Source organism: Bifidobacterium apousia (genome assembly GCF_007559275.1).
Taxonomy (GTDB): Bacteria; Actinomycetota; Actinomycetes; order Actinomycetales; family Bifidobacteriaceae; genus Bombiscardovia; species Bombiscardovia apousia.
On the sequence record NZ_VMHK01000002.1, the window covers coordinates 161,925 to 183,063 of the forward strand.

General features: G+C 59.7%; 17 protein-coding genes and 1 pseudogene. 7 read left to right on the plus strand and 11 right to left on the minus strand.

Annotated elements, in window-relative coordinates; translation table 11 throughout:
- Positions 1-2: 2 nt before the first annotated feature.
- Positions 3-608: pseudogene (gene rsmD, locus FPK30_RS03485) on the plus strand (16S rRNA (guanine(966)-N(2))-methyltransferase RsmD); the annotation flags it as partial.
- A 25-nt stretch (positions 609-633) separates the two neighbouring features.
- On the opposite strand, the gene trmD reads toward rsmD, so the two are convergent.
- Positions 634-1,584 carry a tRNA (guanosine(37)-N1)-methyltransferase TrmD gene (trmD, locus tag FPK30_RS03490; protein ID WP_144085315.1) on the minus strand — a complete coding sequence of 317 codons (951 nt, stop codon included), beginning with the start codon at positions 1,582-1,584 and terminating at the stop codon, positions 634-636.
- Between the two features lie 281 nt (positions 1,585-1,865).
- On the opposite strand from trmD, the gene FPK30_RS03495 reads away from it, so the two are divergent.
- Positions 1,866-3,269 (plus strand): MFS transporter, encoded by a 1,404-nt coding sequence (locus FPK30_RS03495; protein ID WP_144085316.1) that lies wholly within the window; start codon positions 1,866-1,868, stop codon positions 3,267-3,269.
- 30 nt (positions 3,270-3,299) lie between these two features.
- Here FPK30_RS03495 and FPK30_RS03500 read toward each other — a convergent pair whose 3' ends face one another.
- The gene (locus FPK30_RS03500; protein WP_144085317.1) at positions 3,300-4,316 is read right to left on the minus strand and encodes a YdcF family protein; all 1,017 of its coding nucleotides are present in this window, start codon (positions 4,314-4,316) and stop codon (positions 3,300-3,302) included.
- A gap of 356 nt (positions 4,317-4,672) precedes the next feature.
- Between FPK30_RS03500 and FPK30_RS03505 the strand changes: the two genes are divergently transcribed.
- Genes FPK30_RS03505 through FPK30_RS03515 form a run of 3 tightly spaced genes read left to right on the plus strand, consistent with a single transcriptional unit; the run spans position 4,673 to position 7,694 of the window.
- On the plus strand, positions 4,673-5,491 hold the full coding sequence (locus FPK30_RS03505) for a (Fe-S)-binding protein (RefSeq protein ID WP_144085318.1): 819 nt from the start codon (positions 4,673-4,675) through the stop codon (positions 5,489-5,491).
- Positions 5,488-6,993, plus strand: coding sequence for a LutB/LldF family L-lactate oxidation iron-sulfur protein (locus FPK30_RS03510; protein WP_144085319.1), 1,506 nt, complete (start codon positions 5,488-5,490; stop codon positions 6,991-6,993). The genes FPK30_RS03505 and FPK30_RS03510 overlap by 4 nt, the downstream gene beginning before the upstream one ends.
- A complete protein-coding gene (locus FPK30_RS03515; RefSeq protein ID WP_045923943.1) occupies positions 6,990-7,694 on the plus strand; it encodes a LutC/YkgG family protein in 705 nt (234 codons plus the stop codon). Before FPK30_RS03510 ends, FPK30_RS03515 begins: the two co-directional genes overlap by 4 nt.
- A gap of 91 nt (positions 7,695-7,785) precedes the next feature.
- Here FPK30_RS03515 and rimM read toward each other — a convergent pair whose 3' ends face one another.
- The 5 genes from rimM to FPK30_RS03540 all read right to left on the minus strand — a co-directional run bounded on the left by rimM (position 7,786) and on the right by FPK30_RS03540 (position 13,056).
- Complete coding sequence (rimM, locus tag FPK30_RS03520; protein ID WP_144085320.1) at positions 7,786-8,391, minus strand: ribosome maturation factor RimM; 606 nt, start codon at positions 8,389-8,391, stop codon at positions 7,786-7,788.
- A complete protein-coding gene (locus FPK30_RS03525) occupies positions 8,388-8,621 on the minus strand; it encodes an RNA-binding protein (protein WP_015021362.1) in 234 nt (77 codons plus the stop codon). The genes rimM and FPK30_RS03525 overlap by 4 nt, the downstream gene beginning before the upstream one ends.
- Positions 8,622-8,656: 35 nt before the next feature.
- Positions 8,657-9,115: a 30S ribosomal protein S16 gene (gene rpsP / locus FPK30_RS03530; protein ID WP_144085321.1), complete on the minus strand. Its 459-nt coding sequence runs from the start codon at positions 9,113-9,115 to the stop codon at positions 8,657-8,659.
- Positions 9,116-9,332: 217 nt separating this feature from the next.
- A complete protein-coding gene (locus tag FPK30_RS03535) occupies positions 9,333-11,648 on the minus strand; it encodes a glycoside hydrolase family 31 protein (protein WP_144085322.1) in 2,316 nt (771 codons plus the stop codon).
- Positions 11,649-11,676: 28 nt separating this feature from the next.
- Positions 11,677-13,056: an SLC45 family MFS transporter gene (locus FPK30_RS03540; protein WP_198189626.1), complete on the minus strand. Its 1,380-nt coding sequence runs from the start codon at positions 13,054-13,056 to the stop codon at positions 11,677-11,679.
- Positions 13,057-13,215: 159 nt separating this feature from the next.
- Here FPK30_RS03540 and FPK30_RS03545 point away from each other — a divergent pair, with 159 nt between their 5' ends.
- Complete coding sequence (locus FPK30_RS03545; protein ID WP_186279358.1) at positions 13,216-14,238, plus strand: LacI family DNA-binding transcriptional regulator; 1,023 nt, start codon at positions 13,216-13,218, stop codon at positions 14,236-14,238.
- 17 nt (positions 14,239-14,255) lie between these two features.
- On the opposite strand, the gene FPK30_RS03550 is transcribed toward FPK30_RS03545, so the two are convergent.
- Complete coding sequence (locus tag FPK30_RS03550; protein ID WP_144085324.1) at positions 14,256-15,326, minus strand: endonuclease/exonuclease/phosphatase family protein; 1,071 nt, start codon at positions 15,324-15,326, stop codon at positions 14,256-14,258.
- Positions 15,327-15,356: 30 nt separating this feature from the next.
- The gene (gene ffh, locus FPK30_RS03555; protein ID WP_144085325.1) at positions 15,357-16,973 is read right to left on the minus strand and encodes a signal recognition particle protein; all 1,617 of its coding nucleotides are present in this window, start codon (positions 16,971-16,973) and stop codon (positions 15,357-15,359) included.
- A 1,069-nt stretch (positions 16,974-18,042) separates the two neighbouring features.
- On the opposite strand from ffh, the gene FPK30_RS03560 reads away from it, so the two are divergent.
- Positions 18,043-19,173, plus strand: coding sequence for a glycoside hydrolase family 172 protein (locus FPK30_RS03560; protein ID WP_186279359.1), 1,131 nt, complete (start codon positions 18,043-18,045; stop codon positions 19,171-19,173).
- Positions 19,174-19,292: 119 nt separating this feature from the next.
- On the opposite strand, the gene FPK30_RS03565 is transcribed toward FPK30_RS03560, so the two are convergent.
- Positions 19,293-19,541, minus strand: coding sequence for a LacI family DNA-binding transcriptional regulator (locus FPK30_RS03565; protein WP_144085327.1), 249 nt, complete (start codon positions 19,539-19,541; stop codon positions 19,293-19,295).
- Between the two features lie 4 nt (positions 19,542-19,545).
- Complete coding sequence (gene cysS / locus FPK30_RS03570; RefSeq protein WP_144085328.1) at positions 19,546-21,123, minus strand: cysteine--tRNA ligase; 1,578 nt, start codon at positions 21,121-21,123, stop codon at positions 19,546-19,548.
- Positions 21,124-21,139 lie beyond the last annotated feature (16 nt).

Here is a 21,139-nt window from a genome sequence, read left to right on the forward strand (position 1 = left end):
CAGACCATATGCACATCATCGCCGGCCGCTTCAAGGGATTCCCCATTCCCACAGCCCTCAAGGGCACCCGGCCCACCACCGATCGCACCAAGGAGGCCATCTTTTCCCACTTGGAGTCCGAAGGCCTGCTGTCCGGTGCTCGGGTCCTGGACCTGTTCGCCGGCACCGGGGCTTTGGGATTCGAGGCCCTTTCCCGCGGTGCCCAGAGCCTGGTGGCTGTGGAGTCTTCTGGTCGTGTCGCTGGGCTGCTGTCACGTTCGGCCGCAGGGCTGCGTCACCATCCGGCTTGGGACCCAGCCATGGATATTCGTGTCAGCAGAAATCGTGCCGAGCGCTTTGTTCGTCCCCTCTCTTCTGGCCATGAGGATGCCGGTCTGTCCGAGGCCTGTTTCGACCTGGTCTTTATGGACCCGCCTTATGACCTGTCGACTGAGGATTGCCAAAGTATTATGACCGGTCTGACTGGCCGAGGAATGGTGGACGATAGGGGCATGATCGTTCTGGAACGATCGACACGCACCCCGCCGCCCACAGCTCCTGAAGGATGGGCGATTGATCAGGCTCGCAGCTATGGGGAGACAGCAGTCTACTATCTGACGGCCCGCTGATAAGCCCTGCAAATTTGACGGCTAATCAATTTGAAGGCTGGTCCACAGGTCTCGGATGGGTTTCCCTTGTATCCCAGCCCAGGTCCTCCAAGAGACGGCGGTCATGCTTATCCAGGGTAGGGCAGTCCAATCGGGCGATCAGGTCGGGACGGATCCGACTGGTTCGCTTGATGGCTTCATCGCGTCGAAACCGGTCCACCTTCCCGTGGTCACCGCTGGTCAGTATCGCGGGCACGGTCATGCCACGCCAGGTGGTGGGGCGTGTGTACTGGCGATATTCCAGCAGCGGCTCATCACCTGTGTAAGATTCCTGCACGATGGATTCGGGATTGCCCATGAATCCGGGCAGAAGACGGGTGATCGCCTCCAGCATCACCGAAACGGCCACCTCGCCCCCATTGAGCACATAGTCGCCGATGGAGTACTCCCGGACGTCGACCCCCTGATTCCGGTAGTAGTCGGGGATGCGTGCGTCATAGCCTTCGTAACGGCCGCAGCCGAATATCAGCCTCTTCGCCCGTGACAGCGCGGTCGCATCGGCCTGGGTGAACAGGGGTGCGGATGGGTTGGGGAAGATCAGGACTGGACCGGCCGCACCAGCCTTGTAGCTGTCTGCCGGTGAATCGGCCTCGGCTGCTGTGCCATCGCTTTTCTCGCCGGACCTCTTCATCGCTTCTTTTTGTCCATTAACATCAGCGGTGTTGGCTGTCTGGCCCGAAGGCGGTTGTTGCTGAGTCGGTCCATCTGGCATGCCCAGCAGATCGTCCAGGCACTGACCCCAAACTTCGGGTTTCATGACCATACCTGCTCCGCCGCCAACCGGCGTATCGTCCACGGAATGGTGCACGTCATGGGTCCAGTCGCGCAGATTGTGGGCGCGGATGGTTACCAGGCCTTTTTCCTGGGCCTTGCCAAGCAGGCTGAGTCCAGTCACGTCAAAATACTCGGGGAAGACGGAGACGATATCGATTTGCATGTCATCAACTCTACCCAAGCCTGTTTAGGTCCGAAGTGGACACGGATTGGTGCCTTTGCGGGTGCTACACTAGCTGGGTCTTCAAAAGTCGTGGAGGTGAACCGGCTCGCCGCAGCATGCGGCTGTCAGTCCGGCGCCACTTTGGGAGACGTCATCAACGCAGCCAGAGAGCTATAACCGTTGCGTAAACAGCAATGAGAGCGGCATCTGATGATGCCATGCCGTACGGATCCGTGGTGATGGCTATGCGAACAGTCTGATGCGTGAGGAGCGGACGGTCCATGGTCGACCATGTTGATAAGCGAACACAACTGCTGATTACCGGCACTGCCGGGCTCGCCTTCTGCGGGGTCCTTTTGGAGACCTCGCTCAATGTCACCTTTCCGGAGATGACCCGGTACTTCAACACCGGGCTGGGCACGGTCCAATGGCTGACTACCGGCTATCTGCTGGTGGTGGCCTTGACGGTTCTGGCCGCTGCCTGGCTGGAGCATTCATTCACCACCCGCGCATTGATTCTTGCCAGCGTGGGAATATTCCTGGGCAGCGACCTGATGTGCATCCTTGCTCCATGTTTTCCCCTCCTTATGGCGGGGCGCCTCCTGCAGGGCATCAGCACTGGTATCGTTCTTCCTCTGGTCTTTTCCCTGATCATGAAAAAGATACCTCTTCACATCCAGGGTCGTTACGTGGGCAGCGCCGGCATGGCGGTAGCCCTGGCGCCCTCACTTGGGCCGACCTTTGGTGGAGCCGTTATCCAGGCCTTATCCTGGCGGGCCATCTTTCTGATCGTGCTGCCCATCGAGCTGGTCTTCGGGCTCATCGCCCTCATCTCTGTAGACAGGGAGAGCGCCCATGTCGGCCCCTTCGCCTGGCTTCAGTTCCTTCTTCTGGGTACGTTCCTGACCGGTCTGACCCTGTGTCTGAGCACCTTGGATGTGCACGGTCCTATCACCTGGCTGTCCATGTTCGTCGGCGTTTTGGCCCTGGTCGCAGGGGTTTGGATCCTTGGGCATCAGCGCACCAGGCTGATCAACATTGCGGTCTTCCGCAACCGCACTTTCACCCTTGCTCTGATCCTCTACTTCCTGGTCCAATTCGTTCAGATTGGCCTGACGTTCATCCTGCCCAATATGGCCCAGTCCGTCCTAGGGGAGACCTCCACCGTGGCCGGCCTCTTGCTGCTGCCGGGGAGCCTGCTCTCAGCCCTCTGCCAGCCCATCACAGGCGGTTATCTGGACGGTCATGGCCTGCGTGAACTGCTCGCTGTGGGAAGCACGGCCTTCATCCTCTCCGCCTTAGGCTTCATGATCCTCAGTCGGCGCTTGTCTGTCCCCCTGATGGTTCTTCTCTACGCCTGCTACATGGTCGGTCAGGCTTGCGTCTTCAACAACCTGCTTACGGTCGGTCTGCAGCATATCCCTGCGAAACTGGTGCCTGACGGCAACGCCCTCTTCAACACCCTTCAGCAGTATTCAGGCGCGGCTTCGACTGGGGTTTTGGCCGCCATCATCACTGGCGTGCCCAAGGCCAGAGGAATCCATGGCGGCCCTCAGGCCTTCCAGTTCGGAGCCGTCTGGGCTTTCGTTTTCGTCTTGCTCATCGTCCTGGGCATCCTTCTGGTGGCATGGTTCCTAGAGCGCAGCCTGGCCGGTCAGGATAGGGAAGAGGTTCAGGTTGTATGACCGCTGATTCCTTCTGGAAAGCCACCGGTGTCAATTCAGGAATGAGATGCCGACCCAGACGGCCCAGCCCAGTGCAAGGACCAGGTAGGGCCACCAGTGCATGCGGGTGATGGCCACGAACTCTCGGATGAAGGCAGTCGGCCAGTAGTAGCCCTTGGTGTGCGAACCGATGCCGTCGGCATTCAGCCCGACCTTGCTGGCGTATTCGCTGGCCCGGAAGACGTGGTAGTCGCTGGTGACCAGGGCCACCCGGTAATGCTCAGGCCCGGTGCCCGTCTCGTAGCGGTCATCGAGGATCTGCTTGGAGTAGCGCAGATTCTCCAGGGTTGTGGTCGATCTGTCCTCCATGATGATGGCCTCGGCTGGCACCCCGCAGGAGTTACGCAAATACTGAGCCATGGCCCTGGCCTCGCTGATGACCTCGTCCGGGCCTTGCCCGCCGGAGACCACGAAGCGCCCCAGGCGTCCCTGCCGCTTCCAGAGGTCTACAGCCTTGTCCAGCCGTCCGCGGAGCAGAGGGGTGGGTTCTTCGCCGCGCAGGCCGGCTCCGTGGATGATGATGTAGTCGTAGCGGCGCTTGCGGGGCAGCAGCCTGTACAAGCTGGAATAGAGCAGCAGGGCCAGGAAGGAGAAGAAGAACCAGGTGGCTTCCAGGTCGATCAGCCCAGCCAGCTTCTGCAGCCATGAGGGGGCGCCAAACCCAGCCAGGAGGGGCGAAAGAATCATGTAGGCTACCACGGCCAGTGCCAGCAGTCCGGGCAGCAGGGTGGTCAGGGAAATCCCCTCATGCCGGATGACGATGACCGTGTTGGCCAGCAGGAAGGCGACCACCAGCAGGGGCGAGGCAATGAGCAGGATGACCAGGGGCAGAATCAGCCAGCGCATCCCAAACTGCAGAAGAAGCGCTCCGCCCAGGGTCAGCAGCAGGAGCAGGAACCAGATGGCATTGCGGAACTGCCGTGGCTCCTTGTGCAGGTCCCAGAGGAAGAGCAGGCCGAAGATGATGGCGGGTGCATAGAGCAGGAGGAGCTGCAGGTAGTTGGTCATGCCGTGATTCCCCTTCCCGAGGACGAACTGGCAGGGTTGTATTCCACTGTAGCGAATAGATGAGCCGCCGCTCGTCCTTGACATGCCACCGCTTCCCAGCCTGCCGTGGTACCATATATGTGGTAAATCTCACACGTTCAAAAGCTGAGGGTGGGCGATTCCCGACGGTGCGAATTCCAAGTCGAGACCATGATAATGATGGGTCCTCTCAGGATTGCACATCGGTGCCTGCATGGGCGTGGTTGGTCGCAAGGCAGCGATGCGTTGGGAGGATCAGGGGTTCAAGTGATGTTGGGTTCCTCCGCGCTCAGGAGATGGTTCGGACCTGGCGTACAAGGCTGTAGAGAGGTGTGGTAATGAAAGTAGTGATATTCTCCACCTGCGTGGTGGACCTCATGTTTCCGAACGTGGGGAAGGCCATGGTGGAAGTGTTGGAGCGGTTTGGCTGCGACACCTACCTTCCCAAGGAGCAGATCTGCTGCGCCCAGCCCACCTTCAACAGCGGGTATGTCAAGGAGAGCATGCAGGTCATGCGCAACGAGGTCGATGCCTTGCTGAGCGTGGATGCCGACTACATCGTGGGTCCAGCGGGCTCCTGCGTGAATATGCTCAAGGAGCTGCCCTTCCATCTCAAGAACGACCCGGTCTATGCCGCCAAGGCCCAGACCATGGCTGACAAGACCTATGAGTTCTCGCAGTTCCTCTATCGTGTGCTGGGTGTGCTGGATGCGGGCGCTGAGCTTGATACCGTGGCCACCTACCACCGCTCCTGCCACATGACCCGGTTGCTGGGGGAGCGGACCAGTCCCTTCGTCCTGCTTGACCATGTCAAGGGCCTGACCATGATCCCCCTGCCCCATATCGAGAACTGCTGCGGATTCGGTGGCATGTTCTCCATGAAAGAGCCTGAGATCTCCAAGCAGATGGTGGATGAAAAGGTGAACGACGTGCTCAGCACCAATGCCAGCGTCCTCATCTCCTGCGATCCGGGCTGCCTGATGAACATCGGCGGCCGATTCAACCGGCGTGGCGAGAAGATCACCATCATGCACCTGGCTGAGGTGCTCAATCACAACGTGGACATGAGCCGCGTCAAGTACGTGGAAGGCCGCTCTGCTGGCGATGGGGCTGTGGGTTCGGTCAGGGCTGCCAAGGAAGAGGGGGCTCTGGTATGAGCAGCATGGTCAATGGCAAGAAGGCCGCGCAGTATCTGCGGACCAGCAAGGCTCCCTTCCTGACCAGGGTCAAGGAGTCCGAGCAGGACAAATTCGCCCAGCAGGCCGTGGCCAAGGCCCAGGATGCGCAGTGGGTCAAGCGCGAGGCCGCCCGACAGGAATTGGGCAACTGGGAACAGTGGCGCGACCTGGGCGAGCAGATTCGCCAGCATGTCATCCGCTACCTGCCTGACTACCTGGAGGAGTTCTCCGACAACGTGGAGAAGCGCGGCGGCCATGTCTTCTTCGCCCAGACCGACGACGAGGCTGCCCAGTACATCAAGCAGATCGCCATCGAAAAGAAGGCCAAGCACGTCGTCAAGAGCAAGTCCATGGTGACCAGCGAGATCAACCTGGACCCCACGCTGATGACTGTGCCCGGCCTGGAGGTGCTGGAGACCGACCTGGCCGAGTTCATCCTGGAGGAGGACGACTGGGACCAGCCCACACACCTGGTCTTCCCCGCCCTGCACAAGAACCGCGAGCAGGTTCGGCAGGTTTTCGAGAAGAAGCTGGGTTACAAGGGTGACAACGACCCCCAGCACATGGCTCGCTTCTCGCGCAAGGTTCTGCGCAAACACTTCCTCGAGGCGGACATGGGCATCACCGGCTGCAACTTCGCCGTGGCTGACACGGGCATGATCAACCTGGTGACCAACGAGGGCAACGCCGACCTGGCCATGTGCATCCCCAAGACCCAGGTGGTGGTCATGGGCATGGAGCGCCTGGTGCCGACCATGAAGGAGGCCGAGACCATGGACAACATGCTGGCCCGGTCCGCCGTCGGCCAGAAGCTGACCTCCTATTTGACCTACACTGCGCCGCGCACCGGCCAGGAGTCGGACGGACCGGACGATGTCTATGTGGTCATTCTGGACAACGGCCGCTCCAACGCCCTGGGGACGGTCTTCGAGCCCATCCTCCAGTGCATCCGCTGTGCCTCCTGCCTGAACGTCTGCCCCATCTACCGGCACATCGGCGGTCATGGCTACGGATCCATCTATCCGGGTCCTGTGGGCTCGGTGCTCTCGCCGGTATTGGATGGTGGCTACGACGACTTCGGGGACCTGCCCTACGCCTGCAGCCTGTGCGCAGCATGCACGGCCACCTGCCCGGTCAAGATCCCCCTGCATCAGCTCATGATCGAGCACCGGCGGATCATGATGGACGACCAGTCCCAGGCCAATCTGATCGACGACACGGTCATGAGGGTCATGGGTCTGGGCACCGGCCACTCCTCGCTCTTCCGCACTGCCCTAGGGGTGGATCACACCATGTTGACCCCCATATCCAAGAAGCAGCCGGAGACGGCCAAGAACCTTTTTGCCAGCGATCGGCACGTGGAATGGATGCCCTTTGTCTTCGGCGGATGGACCAAGGTTCGTGATCTGCCGGATCCGCCTAAGCACGGGCAGAACTTCCGCAGTTGGTTCGCTCATCATAAGAAGGAGCAGCAGGCATGACCGATCGTGAGGTATTCCTGGACTACCTGGCCAAGAAGAGCGGACGGCCCCGCCACCAGCTCAAGGACCACCCTCTGGTGCCGGTCAACGATCTGCCGGAGACCACCCTGTCAGGCCACACCCAGGACGAGCTGCTGGAGATCGCCCGGAAGAGCAGCGAGGCCGTCCATGTGGACTTCCGCACCTGCACCAAGGCCGAGTTGCCCACCGCCCTGGACGAGTTCATCGATTCGCGCAAGGACGACAGCGATCATGTGATGCTGCCCACCTCCGACCTGTTTGCGGATTTCGGTCTGGAGGAGTGGAGGGACGGTCTGAACCCGCCCGCCACTTTCTGGAAGCCGGGAGCCAGCCGCGAGGAGAACATCAAGACCGCCGACGAGTCCGGCACAGCCATCGCCTTTGCAGATTTCCTGCTGGCCGAGTCCGGCACCATCACCGTGGCTACTACACCGGGTCAGGGTCGTGCCTTCCACTTCCTGCCAGTGCACTATCTGAGCATCATCCGCAAGTCCAAGATCCTGCCCCGAACCCGGCAGGCCATGGACTACTACGACCCGGCTCTGGTCTCGGGCGAGCTCAAGACCTCCAACATCAACTTCATCACGGGTCCCTCCAACACGGGCGACATCGAGATGGTGATCGTGGTGGGCGTACATGGCCCCCTGGATATGACATATCTGGTGGTTGAAGATATGTAGCTCTAATAACATTTCCTGCTTAGGCAGGCGCATTTCCCGTAAGTGGGGAGTCAGCGGCTCGAAGAAGGACGCTGACTCCCCACTTACGGTTTCAGCCCAGACCGGGCAGAAGCCCTCCAGGCGGATCGATGGCCACGTACCCGTTTTCAATGTCAACCTGGGGCACCAGGGCTTCGACGAAGGGTATCAGCCCTTCCGCATCGTCGTCGCCTTCTTCCGTGGTCATGCGGATCTGCAACTGCTGCTGGGCTATACCATCCAGCACGTCGCTGATGTGGCCGACCGCTCGCCCGGACGGTTCACCCAGCGAGTTGCCCGGGGCCATGCGAACTTCGAGCCCGATCAGATCCTCGGGATACCAGGCATCCTCCTGCGCCAGCTCCTCGGCTGGATCAGCCTGGACATACAGTTCGAGGCCGTTCAGCGCTTCGGAGGCGTTCCTGTCTTCCACCCCTTTGAAGAGGACGATCCAACGCTGTTTGAAGCGGCGGGAGGAGACCACCGTAAAAACCTGTCCGTCCTCGGTCTGCAGCTGGGAGCCGGGGGCGAAGCGTCGCTCGGGCTCGTCGGTGTAGGCATATACGTTGACCTCGCCCTTGAGTCCCTGGGCGCGGCCAATACGGCAGACCCTCAGCAACCTTCGCTGCTGAGGGTCCGGACCCTGCGGGTCGTGATTGGTGGACCGGCTGGGGCTCACCGGCGCACGTCCATGATGTCGACGCGCACCTTATGGTCGGCCAGCGCCTGGATCACGGTGCGGATGGCATTGGCGGTCCTGCCGCCTCTGCCGATCACGCGGCCGATGTCCTCAGGGTTGACCCGCACCCGCAACAGCTCTCCGCGAGAGTTCTCGTGGGACTTGACCGACACGTCATCGGGAAAGTCCACGATGTTCCTGATCAGGTGCTCAACGGCCTGTGCAAGCATGATAGCCGGTCCTTCCAATCCTCAGTAAATGTGCCTTACTCAGCTGCCTGCTCGGCCTGGGCGGCATCTGCCGACTCATCGGCCTTGGGGGCTTCCTTCTCCGCCTGGGCCTTGGCCTTGGCGTCAGCCTCGGACTTGGCAGCCTTGAGCTTCTGCGCTTCGTTCTGTGCCTGCTCGATGCGGGCCTGGGCGTCGATCTCGGCCTGCGGCACCTTAAGGGTGCCTTCCTTGCCGGGCAGATCCTTGAACTTCTGCCAGTCGCCGGTGATCTTCAGAAGGTTGAAGACAGGCTCGCTGGGCTGAGCGCCTACACCCAGCCAGTACTGGGCGCGCTCGGAGTCGATCTTGATTGAAGAGGGCTGGGTGTTGGGATCGTAGGTGCCGATCTCCTCGATGACCTTGCCATCGCGCTTCTTGCGGGAATCGACCACGACCACGCGGTAGAAGGGGTAGAACTTCTTGCCCATTCTCTTCAGACGAATTCTGGTTGCCAAAACGGCTCTCCTTGGTACTTGGTGTGCCCGGCGGCGTCTCCATGTGGGGCATGGTGGCGCTCCTGGCGTGTTCCTCACGGCCGTCGGAATGAGAGGGCTCCTCCGGACATGAATAACAGCAAAAGTATACCTCAACCGTAGGATTAAGGGTCTGCCGGGGCATATGCCTCAACAGACCCTTAATCTGGTTTTCCTCCAACCTGTGCTGACCTAAAGTCTAGGCCTCGGTCTCCCTGTAGACCGGGGCCTGGCTCTTGTCGTCTAGGCTCAGGGTCAAGGTTCGCTCAGGCAGGACCAGTCGGATCCTGCGATAGACAGGCTTGAATCCATGATGGGTCACGGTTACCGAGCACTGGCCCTGGTTCTCCATATGGATCTGATAGAGGTTGTAGGCCCCCTGCTCGTAGTCGAAGCTGTATCCGTCATCCTGATAGTGGGTATAGTCGCCATGTTGGCCGAAGAGTCTGAACGTCATGGACTCCTCGGGCTGGTCGTCCATGTGCTCCACCAGTCGACCCCAAGGCAGCACGGAGTCGGCCCTGACGAAGACGGGCAGTTGGTCCAGAGGGGCCTCAACCAAAATATCTCGGTGGCCGCCGTAAGTGACCATGGTGCGTAGGTCCACCCAATCGCCTTCGGGCAGATAGACCATTCGTGAGACCTGCCCTTGCTCTACCACGGGTGCCACCAGAACCTGGTCGCCGACCATATATTCGTCGTTCAAGTTCCGCGTGCGTGCATCCTCCGGGTAATTCAGGACCAGGGGACGCATAACCGGCAGGCCATCGTTCATTTGCTTGGCGAAGCAATCGTAGAGGTAGGGAATGAAGTGATACCTCAGGTGCAGGAAATGCCGGTAGATGTCCAGGACTTTCGGACCAAAGACCCAAGGCTCCTGGTCTCGTGCCTGGAGAGCGGAATGGTTGCGCAGAAGCGGGCTGAAGATGGCGGCCTCAATCCATCGGGTCAGCAGCTCCGGGGTCGTATCGGCGCTGAATCCACCGATGTCGGCCCCGGCGAAGCTGAATCCGCTCATCCCCATATTGCAGAGCTGAGGGATCGACATCTGCAGATGTGGCCAGAGGCTTTGGTTGTCGCCGGTCCAGACCGTTGAGTACTTCTGCGTTCCCGCGTAGGCCGCGCGTGTGATGACGTAGGGCCGTCTGCCGGTGGCTTTTTTCAGTCCCTGATAGGTGGCCTTGGCCATGTTGTGACCGTAGACGTTGTTCATCCTGGCAAGGTCGGACTTCTGATCTTCATCGCTGAAAACGGTGTCCTCTGGTATCTCTCCGTCGAATACGGCGGGTTCGTTCATGTCTGTCCAGATGCCGGCTGCCCCGCTGTCAACCAGGAAACGGCAATGCCCGGCCCACCAGTCGCGGACCTCGGGTCGACCGAAGTCAGGAAATACCGATTTGCCGGGCCAGACCCTGTTGACATAGACGCTGCCGTCCGGGTTGGTCGCAAAGTATCCCTTATCCAGACCTTCCTGATATATCCGGTAGTCGGGATCCTCTTTGACTCCTGGGTCCAGGATGGGAATGACCCTGACTCCCCGCTTTTTCACGTCTGCCAGGAACCCGGCGGGATCCTTGAAGATGTTCTTGTTCCAGGTGAAGACGCGGTAGCCGTCCATGTAGTCGATGTCGAAGTGGATAGCTTCCAGGGGGAGGTGATACTTGGCAAAGGTGTCGACGATCTGCTCCACCCGGTCCTGGCTCATGCTGTAGCCCCAACGAGACTGCTGATAACCCAGCATCCAACGCTGGGGGAGAGGGACCCGGCCGGTCAGATAGGTGTAGTTGGAGACCACCTCCTTCAAGGAGGACCCGCCCAGTATGTAATAGTCCAGGTTTCCATCCACGGCCGAGTAGAAGTAGTAGTCAGCGTTCTCCCTGCCCAGGTCAAGATGGCTCCGGTAGGTGTTGTCGAAGAAAATCCCCCAAGGGCGGCCTTTTTTCAGTCCGAAGAGGACGGGGATGGACTTATAGAGGTTGGTGAAGGTCTCGATGTGCGGGCGCGGCTCGTCATAATTCCAGTTGTCATAGTGATAGGACCGCTTGTTCAGATAGCCGGTCTTGTCGCCCAGACCATAGAATTGCTCGTCGGGATCCAGGGCCTTGACCACCTGGTAGTAACGGTCCTCGGTTTGGCTGACGCCAGAGACCTCGTGGCCTTCGGCCCGCATGATGCTTTGGTGGGCGGCATCAATCGTCTTGGCGATGGGGCGCCTCTTGCCACGGTAGTCCAGGATCAACGGGTTGCCCTGAGCGTCGAAGACGTCCAAGAGCAGATCAGGCCCGACTGTGACGGTCAGTTGCCCTGTGGACAGTTCCAGATGGTCGCCGACCTCTTTCAGATCGAAGGGAGTCTCTACCTTCTTCTCGCCTTCGATGGCGTAGGAGTTGGTGTGACGGCCCCGGTCCTGGAAGACCCGGATGATCTGGTCCGTCAGTACGGTCAGGATCAATGCTCCCTGGTCGGAGGTCAGGGTGACGGTCTGACCTTTCACGGTGTAATGCAGGTTCATCATGACAGACGTTTTCCTTTCGTAATATTCCTTAGGCCTCGTTGGGTTCGGGTTTCCGGCTCTTGATGATGTCCATCAGGGCTGCGCCGATCAGCCAGGAGATGCCCCCGATCAGGAGCATGGTCGGCATCGATCTGCCCACCAGCGGGAAGATCGCGAAGCTGCTGACTGAGGCGATTATCTGCGGGAGGCAGATGAAGATGTTGAAGAGTCCCATGTAGGCCCCGTCGTTGGCCCCGTCGGTTTCCGTGGTGAAAATAGCGAAAGGCTCGGCATGCATGGTCAGGAAGCAGATGCCGATCAATGTGAAGGAGCCGATCAGAGCGTACTGGTTGTGGGAGAAAGCGGTCCAGATCATTCCCAGACCCCCGCAGAGCAGGCCAATCCGGTACCAGAACTTGCGCTTGTACTGGCTGGTCCTGGATAGAACCAGGAATCCGTAGATGATGCCCACGATGGACTGTACGAAGGTGAGGATGCCATACCAGTTGCCGGCGGCCTGGAATCCGGCTGAGGATGAGTCGGCCGTGTGCCAGACGTTTTGGGCGATGGCTCCGGTGGTGTAGGTCCAGAGGTACTGGACACCGAAGTAGGCGAAGAACTGAATGACTGCAACCTGCCAGAAAGTGCTAGGAGCCTCCTTGAGAAGGGTCCAGTAGGACTTCTGCGGCTTCTTCTCCTCATATTCGAAGTTGTGGTATTGGGCGTAGGTCTTAGGATCGTATTCCTTGACCGAGAGGATGGTGTAGATGGAGGTGGCCAGAAGGACAGCCGCCGCGATGTAGAAGGAGAGCCGGACAGACATGGGGACCACTCCCTTCTTGTCGATGTTGGCTATGCCCAGCCCGGTCAGGAGGAAGGGGCAGAGGTTGGCTAGGACGCCTCCCAGATTGCTGAAGGACTGTTGCCAGGACCAGGCCTGATCCTTCTGCTTCTCGTTGACCATGTCGCCGATGATCATGCGGAAGGGTTGCATGCAGGCGTTGTTGGACAAATCCATAAGGACGATGGCTGCCGCCCCGAAGCATAGAGCAGTCAGGGATCCGTAGCCGAAACCGAAGGAACCGGAATTTGGCAGCAGGACCATGACGATGGCAGCCAGAGGGGCGGCCCAAAGCAGGATGGGCATCCGGCGGCCGAAGCGTGGAGACCAGTGGCCGTCGGAAAATCGCCCCAGAATAGGTTGAATGATCATTCCGATCAGGGGCGGCAGTATGAAGAAGAATCCAAGCTTGCTGGGGTCGGCTCCAAGCGTCTGGAATATGCGGCTCATCTGCGAGGTCTGCAGGGAGAAGGCCATGTTGACGCCGCAGTAGCCGAAGGTAATGGCGAACATGGTCTTCATGGTGATATCGGGTAGCGAATGCCGTTTCTTGGTAGAGGCATCACTCGTCATTTGAGGTGCGCTCAAGGTATCTCCTTTGATCTTTTGTAAACAATTACTGTAAACGTTTACGGTATGAGTATACAGCCTCATTTATCCTTTATCATGCCCGGGCGTGTGGCTATGATGGCCGATGACATAGCAACTGGGTCCGGCATGGGTTCGGCAGAGGGAAAGATGGAGGTCATGGCTGAAGCTTCCAGAGTGACCTTAAAAGACATAGCACAGCGGTTGGGGCTGTCGACGGCCACTGTCTCGCGTTCGCTTTCCGACACCGGTGAACACAGGGATCAGACCGTACGTCTGGTCAAGGAGACCGCCAAGGAGATGGGGTATATCCGCAACACAGCGGCGGCCGACCTCGTACAGGGCAAGAGCCATGCTTTGGCTGTCATCCTCTCCAACACCAAGACCAATTTTGATTCTTCAATCATCGAGGGGATCGAGCAATCGGCTGCGGAGCGGAATTTGGATGTGCTGATCCTCCATGCGGGCAACGCTGATCTGCAAGCTCAGCGGCGGGCTATCACCACTGCGGTAGAGCGTGCCGTCAGGGGAATCATTCTGGTCTCCCTAGAGCTCCAAGAGTCATTGATCGCCACCATAGAGCAGGTGGGGATGGACTGCATATCGCTCTCATCCTTTGTGGGTGGTGGACGGCTGCCCTGCATTACTTCAGACGACTATCAGATGGGGTATGAAGCCACACAGTTTTTAATTGACCAGGGTCACCGACGGATTGGATTGGCTGGCATTCCTCAACATGGGTCAATAACCCTGCGCATCAGCGGGTACCGGCAGTGCCTGGAGGACAACAGCATTCCTTATAGGGAAAGTCTGGTTTTCCGTGGGGGATGTCTCTACCAGGATGGGATAGCCACCATGAAGCACTGCCTCAAGTCGAAGGAACCAATCACCGCCCTTATCGGTGCCAGCGATCTGGTGGCCATGGGTGCCATCAATCAGGCCAGGGACCAGGGGTTGGATGTGCCCAGTGACGTGAGCGTCATGAGCTTTGACGGCACGGACATTGTGGACATGGTCAGGCCGACCATAACCAGCGTCACTCAGGCCTTTCATCGTATGGGGGTGGAGGGGGTCAAGGCCCTTCTGTCCGCAGACAAGCCGAGTTCGCGTTTTCTGCCTTTCAGGATAATCAGCAGACAGTCCACCGGACCGGGCCCTTGCCTGCACGGTGATCATAAGTGAGCAGCCTCTGCTCAGGCTCACAGGCGCAGTTGAGCCAAAAGGCCACAGTGGTCGGTGTGCGGGATTTTCATGACCTTCATTGATGTGATCCTGATGCCTTGGCTGACCAGGATATGGTCGATTTCGATCAGCGGTGGCAACAATGCCTGGCAATGCGGAAAGGTCGGATGCATGCCGCGACTCAAGGACAGGGAGGCATCGCACAGCCTGCCGGACTCCAGCATGGCCCGAAAGGTGGGGTGGTGCAGGTTGGCGTTGCAGTCGCCCATGATGATGGTGAATGCAGGCGATTCCATGTCTGGGGCGGCCGCCAACTTTTCGCTGTTCAGTAATGCCAGGCGCTCGATGCCTAGGCCCCATTGTCTGGCGCCGCGCTGGGGCGACTTGGGATGGACTGAAGCCAGGCGGATGGTTCCAGCTTGGGTATGCAAGAGCATTATGGGGACGGCGGAGGCTTCCAAATCAAGGCCTGCCGGCTGAGACCACATGGGCTCCCGACGAGAGAAGAGGGCGTTCCTGCCGCCATTGTCATTCTGGGTCTGCGGTCCCTCCACGAGGTATGGCATGGTCTGCCTCATCCCTGCCTTCCGCAGACGAGTTAGCAGCGTCGAATTCACCTCCTGCAGGGCTAAAATGTCGACATTCTGGCTTTGAACTTGTTCCAGGATGGACTGCGCATCCGCCTTGCCATAGCGGCAGTTGAGTGTCATGACTTTCAGGCTGAGCGCAGGATCAGTTATATCCCGATTGGACTGATGCGATCCGGGAATGTCGGCATCAGCGTCTGCTTGGTTCTTTGTATCAAGCAGCCCATCTTTGTGCCCCGAGCCCATGGGAGAGGGCAGGTGAAACCTGTATTGCAGTCTCCACAAGGTGACCAGAGTCAGCTCGATCATGGCCAGGGCGGACTGTGGCCAGGCCTGGATCACCAGGGCGCAGACCAAGATGGCCAACAGGGGAACGGCCAACAGGTCGATCAGGGCGATCAGCTCCACCAGAGGGCGGTGCCGGTCAGCTCCGGCAGGCAGGAAGCGCAGGGCCATCCACAAGGCGATGAGCCCCAGGAGAATCCAGAGAAGGGTGTTCACGTGCCATTGTCTCCTGCATGAGGGAGGGGGTTAGCGGCCGCCGAAGAGACCGCCCAGTCCACCGCCAAGGTTGGGGGGCAGGTCAGGCAGGCCTTCAGGCATCTGCGGAGTCTCGGGCCGCTTGGCGAAGGCCGAGCCGCCGGAGGATTTGCCCTTGCCGGACAGGCGCTCGCGTAACGCCTTCTCTTCGGCCTCCCGCTTCATGGGATTGCCTGAACGGGAGCCCTTGCGGCCTTTCTTGCCCTTTTTGCCCTTCTTGCCGCCGCCAGCGCCCATGCCGCCCATGCCTGGGATTGAGCGGCTGCCATTGGTCATCCGCTTCATCATCTTGGCTGCTTGCTCGAACCGCTGCAGCAGGCCGTTGACGGCCGAGACCGTAGTGCCGGCGCCATAGGCGATCCGGGCCCGTCGTGATCCGTCGATGATGCTGGGGTCGCGTCGTTCCTGGGGAGTCATCGACTGGATGATGGCCTGGGTCCGGTCCACTTCCTTTTCATCGAACTGTTCGAGCTCCTTGCGGTGCTGGGCCATGCCTGGGATCATGCCCAGGATGCTCTTGAAGGAGCCCAGCTTGCGAACCTGCTGGAGCTGCTCCAGAAAGTCGTCCAGGCCGAAGCTGCCCTCGGACATCTTCCCAGCGGCCTTGCGGGCCTCCTCCTCGTCGAACTGGCGTTGCGCCTGCTCGATCAGCGTCAGGATGTCGCCCATGTCCAGAATGCGGGAGGCCATGCGGTCGGGGTGGAAGACCTCGAAGTCCTTGAGGCCCTCGCCGTTGGAGTCGAAGAGGATGGGCTTGCCGGTCACCGATGCTACCGACAGGGCTGCGCCGCCGCGTGCATCGCCGTCCAGCTTGGACAGCACCACGCCGGTGAAGTCCACGCCCTGGTCGAAGGCCTTGGCCGTAGCGACCGCGTCCTGGCCGATCATGGCATCGATGACGAAGAGGATCTCGTCGGGGTGGACGGCATCGCGGATATTGCGCGCCTGCTCCATCAGCTCCTGATCCACGCCCAGTCGACCGGCCGTATCAATGATGACCACGTCGTAGAGCTTGTCCTTGGCCACCCTGATCGAGTCGGCTGCCACCTTGACCGGATCGCCAGTGACCTGTCCGGGGGTCGCCAGCTCGGATCCGCTGGTCTGCACGCCTGGCTCGGGTGCATATACCGGTACTTCGGCGCGTTCGCCGACCACCTGGAGCTGGGTGACCGCGTTGGGCCGCTGCAGGTCGGCCGCCACCAGCAGGGGGGTGTGGCCGGCATCCTTGAGCCAGTAGCCCAGCTTGCCGGCCAGCGTGGTCTTGCCTGCACCCTGCAAGCCGGCCAGCATGATGACTGTGGGCGGGTTCTTAGCGAAATTGAGTGGTCGATCCACTCCCGCGCCCAGGATGTCAGTCAGTTCGTCGTAGACGATGGAGACCACCTGCTGGGCCGGGTTCAGGGCCTTGGAGACCTCCTCGCCCAGGGCGCGTTCCCTGATGCGCCCGGTAAAGGAGCGCACAACGTCCAGGGAGACATCGGCATCCAGGAGGGCGCGGCGGATCTCGCGGATTGTGCCGTCGATGTCGGTTTCGGTCAGCTTCCCCTTGGAGCGCAGATGGGTGAAGGCCTGGGAGAGCCGATCGGTCAAAGATGAAAATGCTGCCATAATGCCCCAAGTCTACCTGTCAGCCGGGAGATTGGCCGGTAGCTGCTGGCAATAAGCCTTCCTACCCCAAGCATAAGGCGATAGTGACTGCTTTCTTGTGCTCCTGCTTGTTGCTGGCTGTTGGCTACCTATTGCTTTCGCGGCTGTCTTAAGCGCAGAAAATGAACGTTCTCGAGCTTACAAAACCGTTTGAGCACATCTTGTTTATTGACATAGACCAGGTTCAGACGTTATACTGAATCGAAACGATTCGATATTGTTGTTGCATATTCCGAGGATTGCCATCCTGTGATGTATTCCCCTCGAAAATTTGTTGACATCTTGAATCGTAGTCGATGCATGCGAGGGAGCAGGGAGCCGGCATGAAAGCCAGAAAAAGGCCCGGAATGGCCTTGAGCTTGACCGGATTGTTCCGGAAGGAGATCGGCTACGTTGCTTCTGGTACTTTTCGGGTTTTCCGCTACGGACTTCAGGGCCCGCCTGGAGTCGTTGCCATCATCGTAAGCCTGCAATACCAAGCCGAAAACGGCACGATTACTGGCAGCTTGGGCACAGTCGAACCGAGCAATCTCGTTCGGCACTGCTCATGGCCTGGGTTCCGTGTCATCATTTCTTTTACCATCTTTGTTGAACCACGGACAGTTCCTCTGGCCTCATCGAACGAGTCGGTAATGTCTTTCGTTTTGACCTGTATGTCGACAAAGAGCCGACCAACTGCTTTGGCTCGGTTTCCTCTAGCTGTTGCAGCGAATCGCTCTTTTGGGTACAGCGTGAGGCATGCAGTGCTGCTGGATCGACCCCCTTGACTTTCTGTGTTGCTATGGTACCCAGCTGTTTTCTATGGTATACGGGTCCTTCCCTCCCAGATTGCCTTGAAATCGGCCATTGTTGTGGGTGCCTTGGTAGACTGTCGGCACCTTCTTTATCGTATTTCCGCAAAAGTGTTCACAAGGAATAGTGGAGGGCGCTGTCAAGCAACTCACAAGCTGTAAGTACACTGAACATGGCCGTCCGCTACAAAAGCAGGGGAGAAGAGCAGAGGGCCCGAACACGAAAGGCAACCATAATCATGGGTATGACCATGCCGAACAATGCAAACGGTCTAGAGGCACTGACTCGCACAACCACGGACCGAACTCGCTGCGTCAATGCTGAGAACCCTCAGGGTGGCAAGGGCAGGGCAGCTATGACGGCCAGTCAATTGGGTCCCTCTAGGAAAGGGACTCCCTGTCTCAAAAATATTCCCTCGGGACAGGACGTCATCCTCGCTGACTTGTCCGGTGCGGGAGAGATCCGTCATATCTGGATGACTGTGACCGATGCCACCTCGCCCACCGGACCCAACGTATTGCGTAATCTGATCTTGGAATGCTACTGGGATGGTGAACAGACACCGTCCGTCAGCGTCCCCCTTGGCGACTTCTTCTGCTGTGGCCATGCCCAGGCCTGTCGGGTGGAATCCGTTCCCGTGGCAGTCTACCCGCGCCGCGGGTTCAACTGCTTCTGGCCCATGCCCTTCCATAACGGGGCACGGATCGTCCTGCGCAACCGACACAACGAGCCAATTGAGGCTTTCTTCTACCAAATCGACTATGTGGAAAAGGACGAGCTGCCCGAGGATGTCATGACCTTCCATGCCCAGTGGCGCCGTCAGCGGGTCACCGAACTAGGCCAGGATTACGTCATCCTGGATGGAGTGCATGGTCGGGGCTCCTACGTGGGCACCTACCTGGCTCTAACTGCTCTGGAGAGTCGTTGGTGGGGCGAGGGTGAGGTCAAGGTCTACCTGGACGGAGACAAGGACTATCCTACCTGGTGCTCCACAGGCAGCGAAGACTACTTCGGCGGTGCCTGGAGCTTTGCCGGGCAGGACCCGGATGGCCGGATGCACGAGGCCACCTACAGCGGGGCCTACATGGGCTTCCCCTTCCACTCCAGGCAGTTGGACAACCGCGAATCCCAGTACTGGGATGCCGACACCCCGGTGACTCGGGGGTTCTACCGTTGGCATATACCCGACCCCATCATTTTTGCCAGTGATATCAAGGTGACCTTGCAACAGATAGGTGTGGATGAGCAGGGATACTTCGAGCGTCAGGACGACTTGGCCAGCGTGGCGTATTGGTACCAGCAGGAGCCCCACCAACCCTTCCCGCAAAAGGTGCTGGAGACAGGGGAACGGGATCGTCGGCCTCGTTGAGGGATTCTGATTAAGCCCGATTGTTGGCTTTTCGATTCTGGCATCTGATACAAGCGGGCCTGATGGCTGGGCGCTGCTCCAGGTTGTCTCGGATCGGTCAGGGTACCCTTGGCCAAGGTTCAGGTCAGCAGGCCCGAAGCTTTAGAGCACAGAGGACGGGGGGGGGGTACGTCCCGAAGATGTCCTGCAGTCAAGAGCGGGCTGGGGCCGACCTTGCCTCCTGAAACCGTGACCAAGCCCAGCTTATTGGTAGTCTGCATGATCCGCTGGTAGGTTTCCGGAGAGACGGGACGTTTGCCGGAGAAGGCATAAGATACTGTGCTGACCGAGACCCCGGCCCTTCTGGCGACGTCGCGTATGTCGGACATGGGTTCAGCGGCTCAGGTCCCAGGTGCTGCCAGCGGGTGTGTCCGCCACGGTCACGCCGGCCGCCGTCAGTTGATCTCTGATGGCATCGGCCCGGGCGAAGTCGTGATCCTTTCGCGCCTGATCGCGTTCTTGCAACTGTTGGCTTACCAAGGCATTCAGGGTGTCCAAGGCCCTATTGTCGCGGTTGGCTGCGGCTCCATCCCAGTGGGGATCGAGGGGATCAAGGCCGAAGACATCCAGCATGGCTCTGACCTGGAGCAGGGCATTGGTCAGCCAGTTCCGGTCCAGAGTTTCAGAATGGGCATCCATGGCCGCGTTGGCTTGACGGATCAGCGCATAGAGGGCAGCCATACCGCCTGAGACGTTGATGTCGTCATTCATGGCCTGCACGAAGTCTTCTGGCAGATCATCCGCACTCAGCTCCGTCACGCAGGCGCGCTCGGGCTGCGCTCCAAGGATCCGACCGGCCCGGTCCACAAAGTTGCTGATGCGCTCGTAGGCGCCCTCGGCCTCCTGCAGGGACTGGTCGGACCACTCCAGCATGGACCGGTACTGCACCGACACCAGGGCATAGCGCACCACCCAGGCCGGATGCTGCGACAATACCTGGTCCACGGACAATCCGTTGCCCAGGGACTTGCTCATCTTCTCGCCCTTCTGGGTCACCCAGGCCGTGTGCATCCATCGGTGGGCGAACCCCCAGCCGGCCGCGTGCGACTGGGCCATCTCGTTCTCGTGGTGGGGGAATCGCAGATCCAGTCCGCCTCCGTGGATGTCGAACTCCGCGCCCAGATAGCGGTGACTCATGGCTGAGCATTCCAGATGCCAGCCCGGCCGACCTGTGCCGAAGGGTGTTTGCCAACGAGCTGTGGGCGGATCGGTGGGCTTGGGTGCCTTCCATAGGGCGAAGTCGCGGGGGTCTCGCTTGCCGGGCTCCTCATCGGCGTCGGCAGCCTGCTCATCGGTGTCGATGCTGGGCCCTAGCCGGTCGTTGGCGGCGGCCTGCTCGTCAGCGGGCTGGGTGCCGGTCTGCTGGTGGGTCAGGGCACCATACTCAGGCCAGGAGGCCACGTCGAAGTAGACGTTGCCTGATGGACGGCCCTGTTCGTCAGGCACTACATAGGCATGGCCGCGGTCGATGATGCGCTGGATCAGGTCGATCATCTCGGGGATGTGCCCGGTGGCTCGAGGCTCGTAGGTGGGTGGCAGGACTCCCATGGTCTCATAGGCATGGGTGAATTCGCGCTCGTAAATGTAGGCCCGCTCCCACCAGCGCTGGCCGTTGGCCGCCGCCTTGGTCAGGATCTTGTCGTCGATGTCCGTCACATTGCGGATCAGGGTCACCTGGTAGCCCAGCCTGAGCAGCCAGCGCCTGATCACGTCGAAGGCCAGCGTGGTTCTGATGTGGCCCAGGTGGGGCGAGCTCTGCACCGTAGCCCCGCACACGTAGATGCCAACCTTGCCCGGTTCGATGGGTCGGAAGGGGCTCACCTGGTGATCAGCCGTGTCGTACAGACGCAGACCAGCTGCGGCGAGGCTGACTGAAGCCTTGGAATCATGCGGTTGCGAACTCGTATCCATATCCTTGAGCCTACCA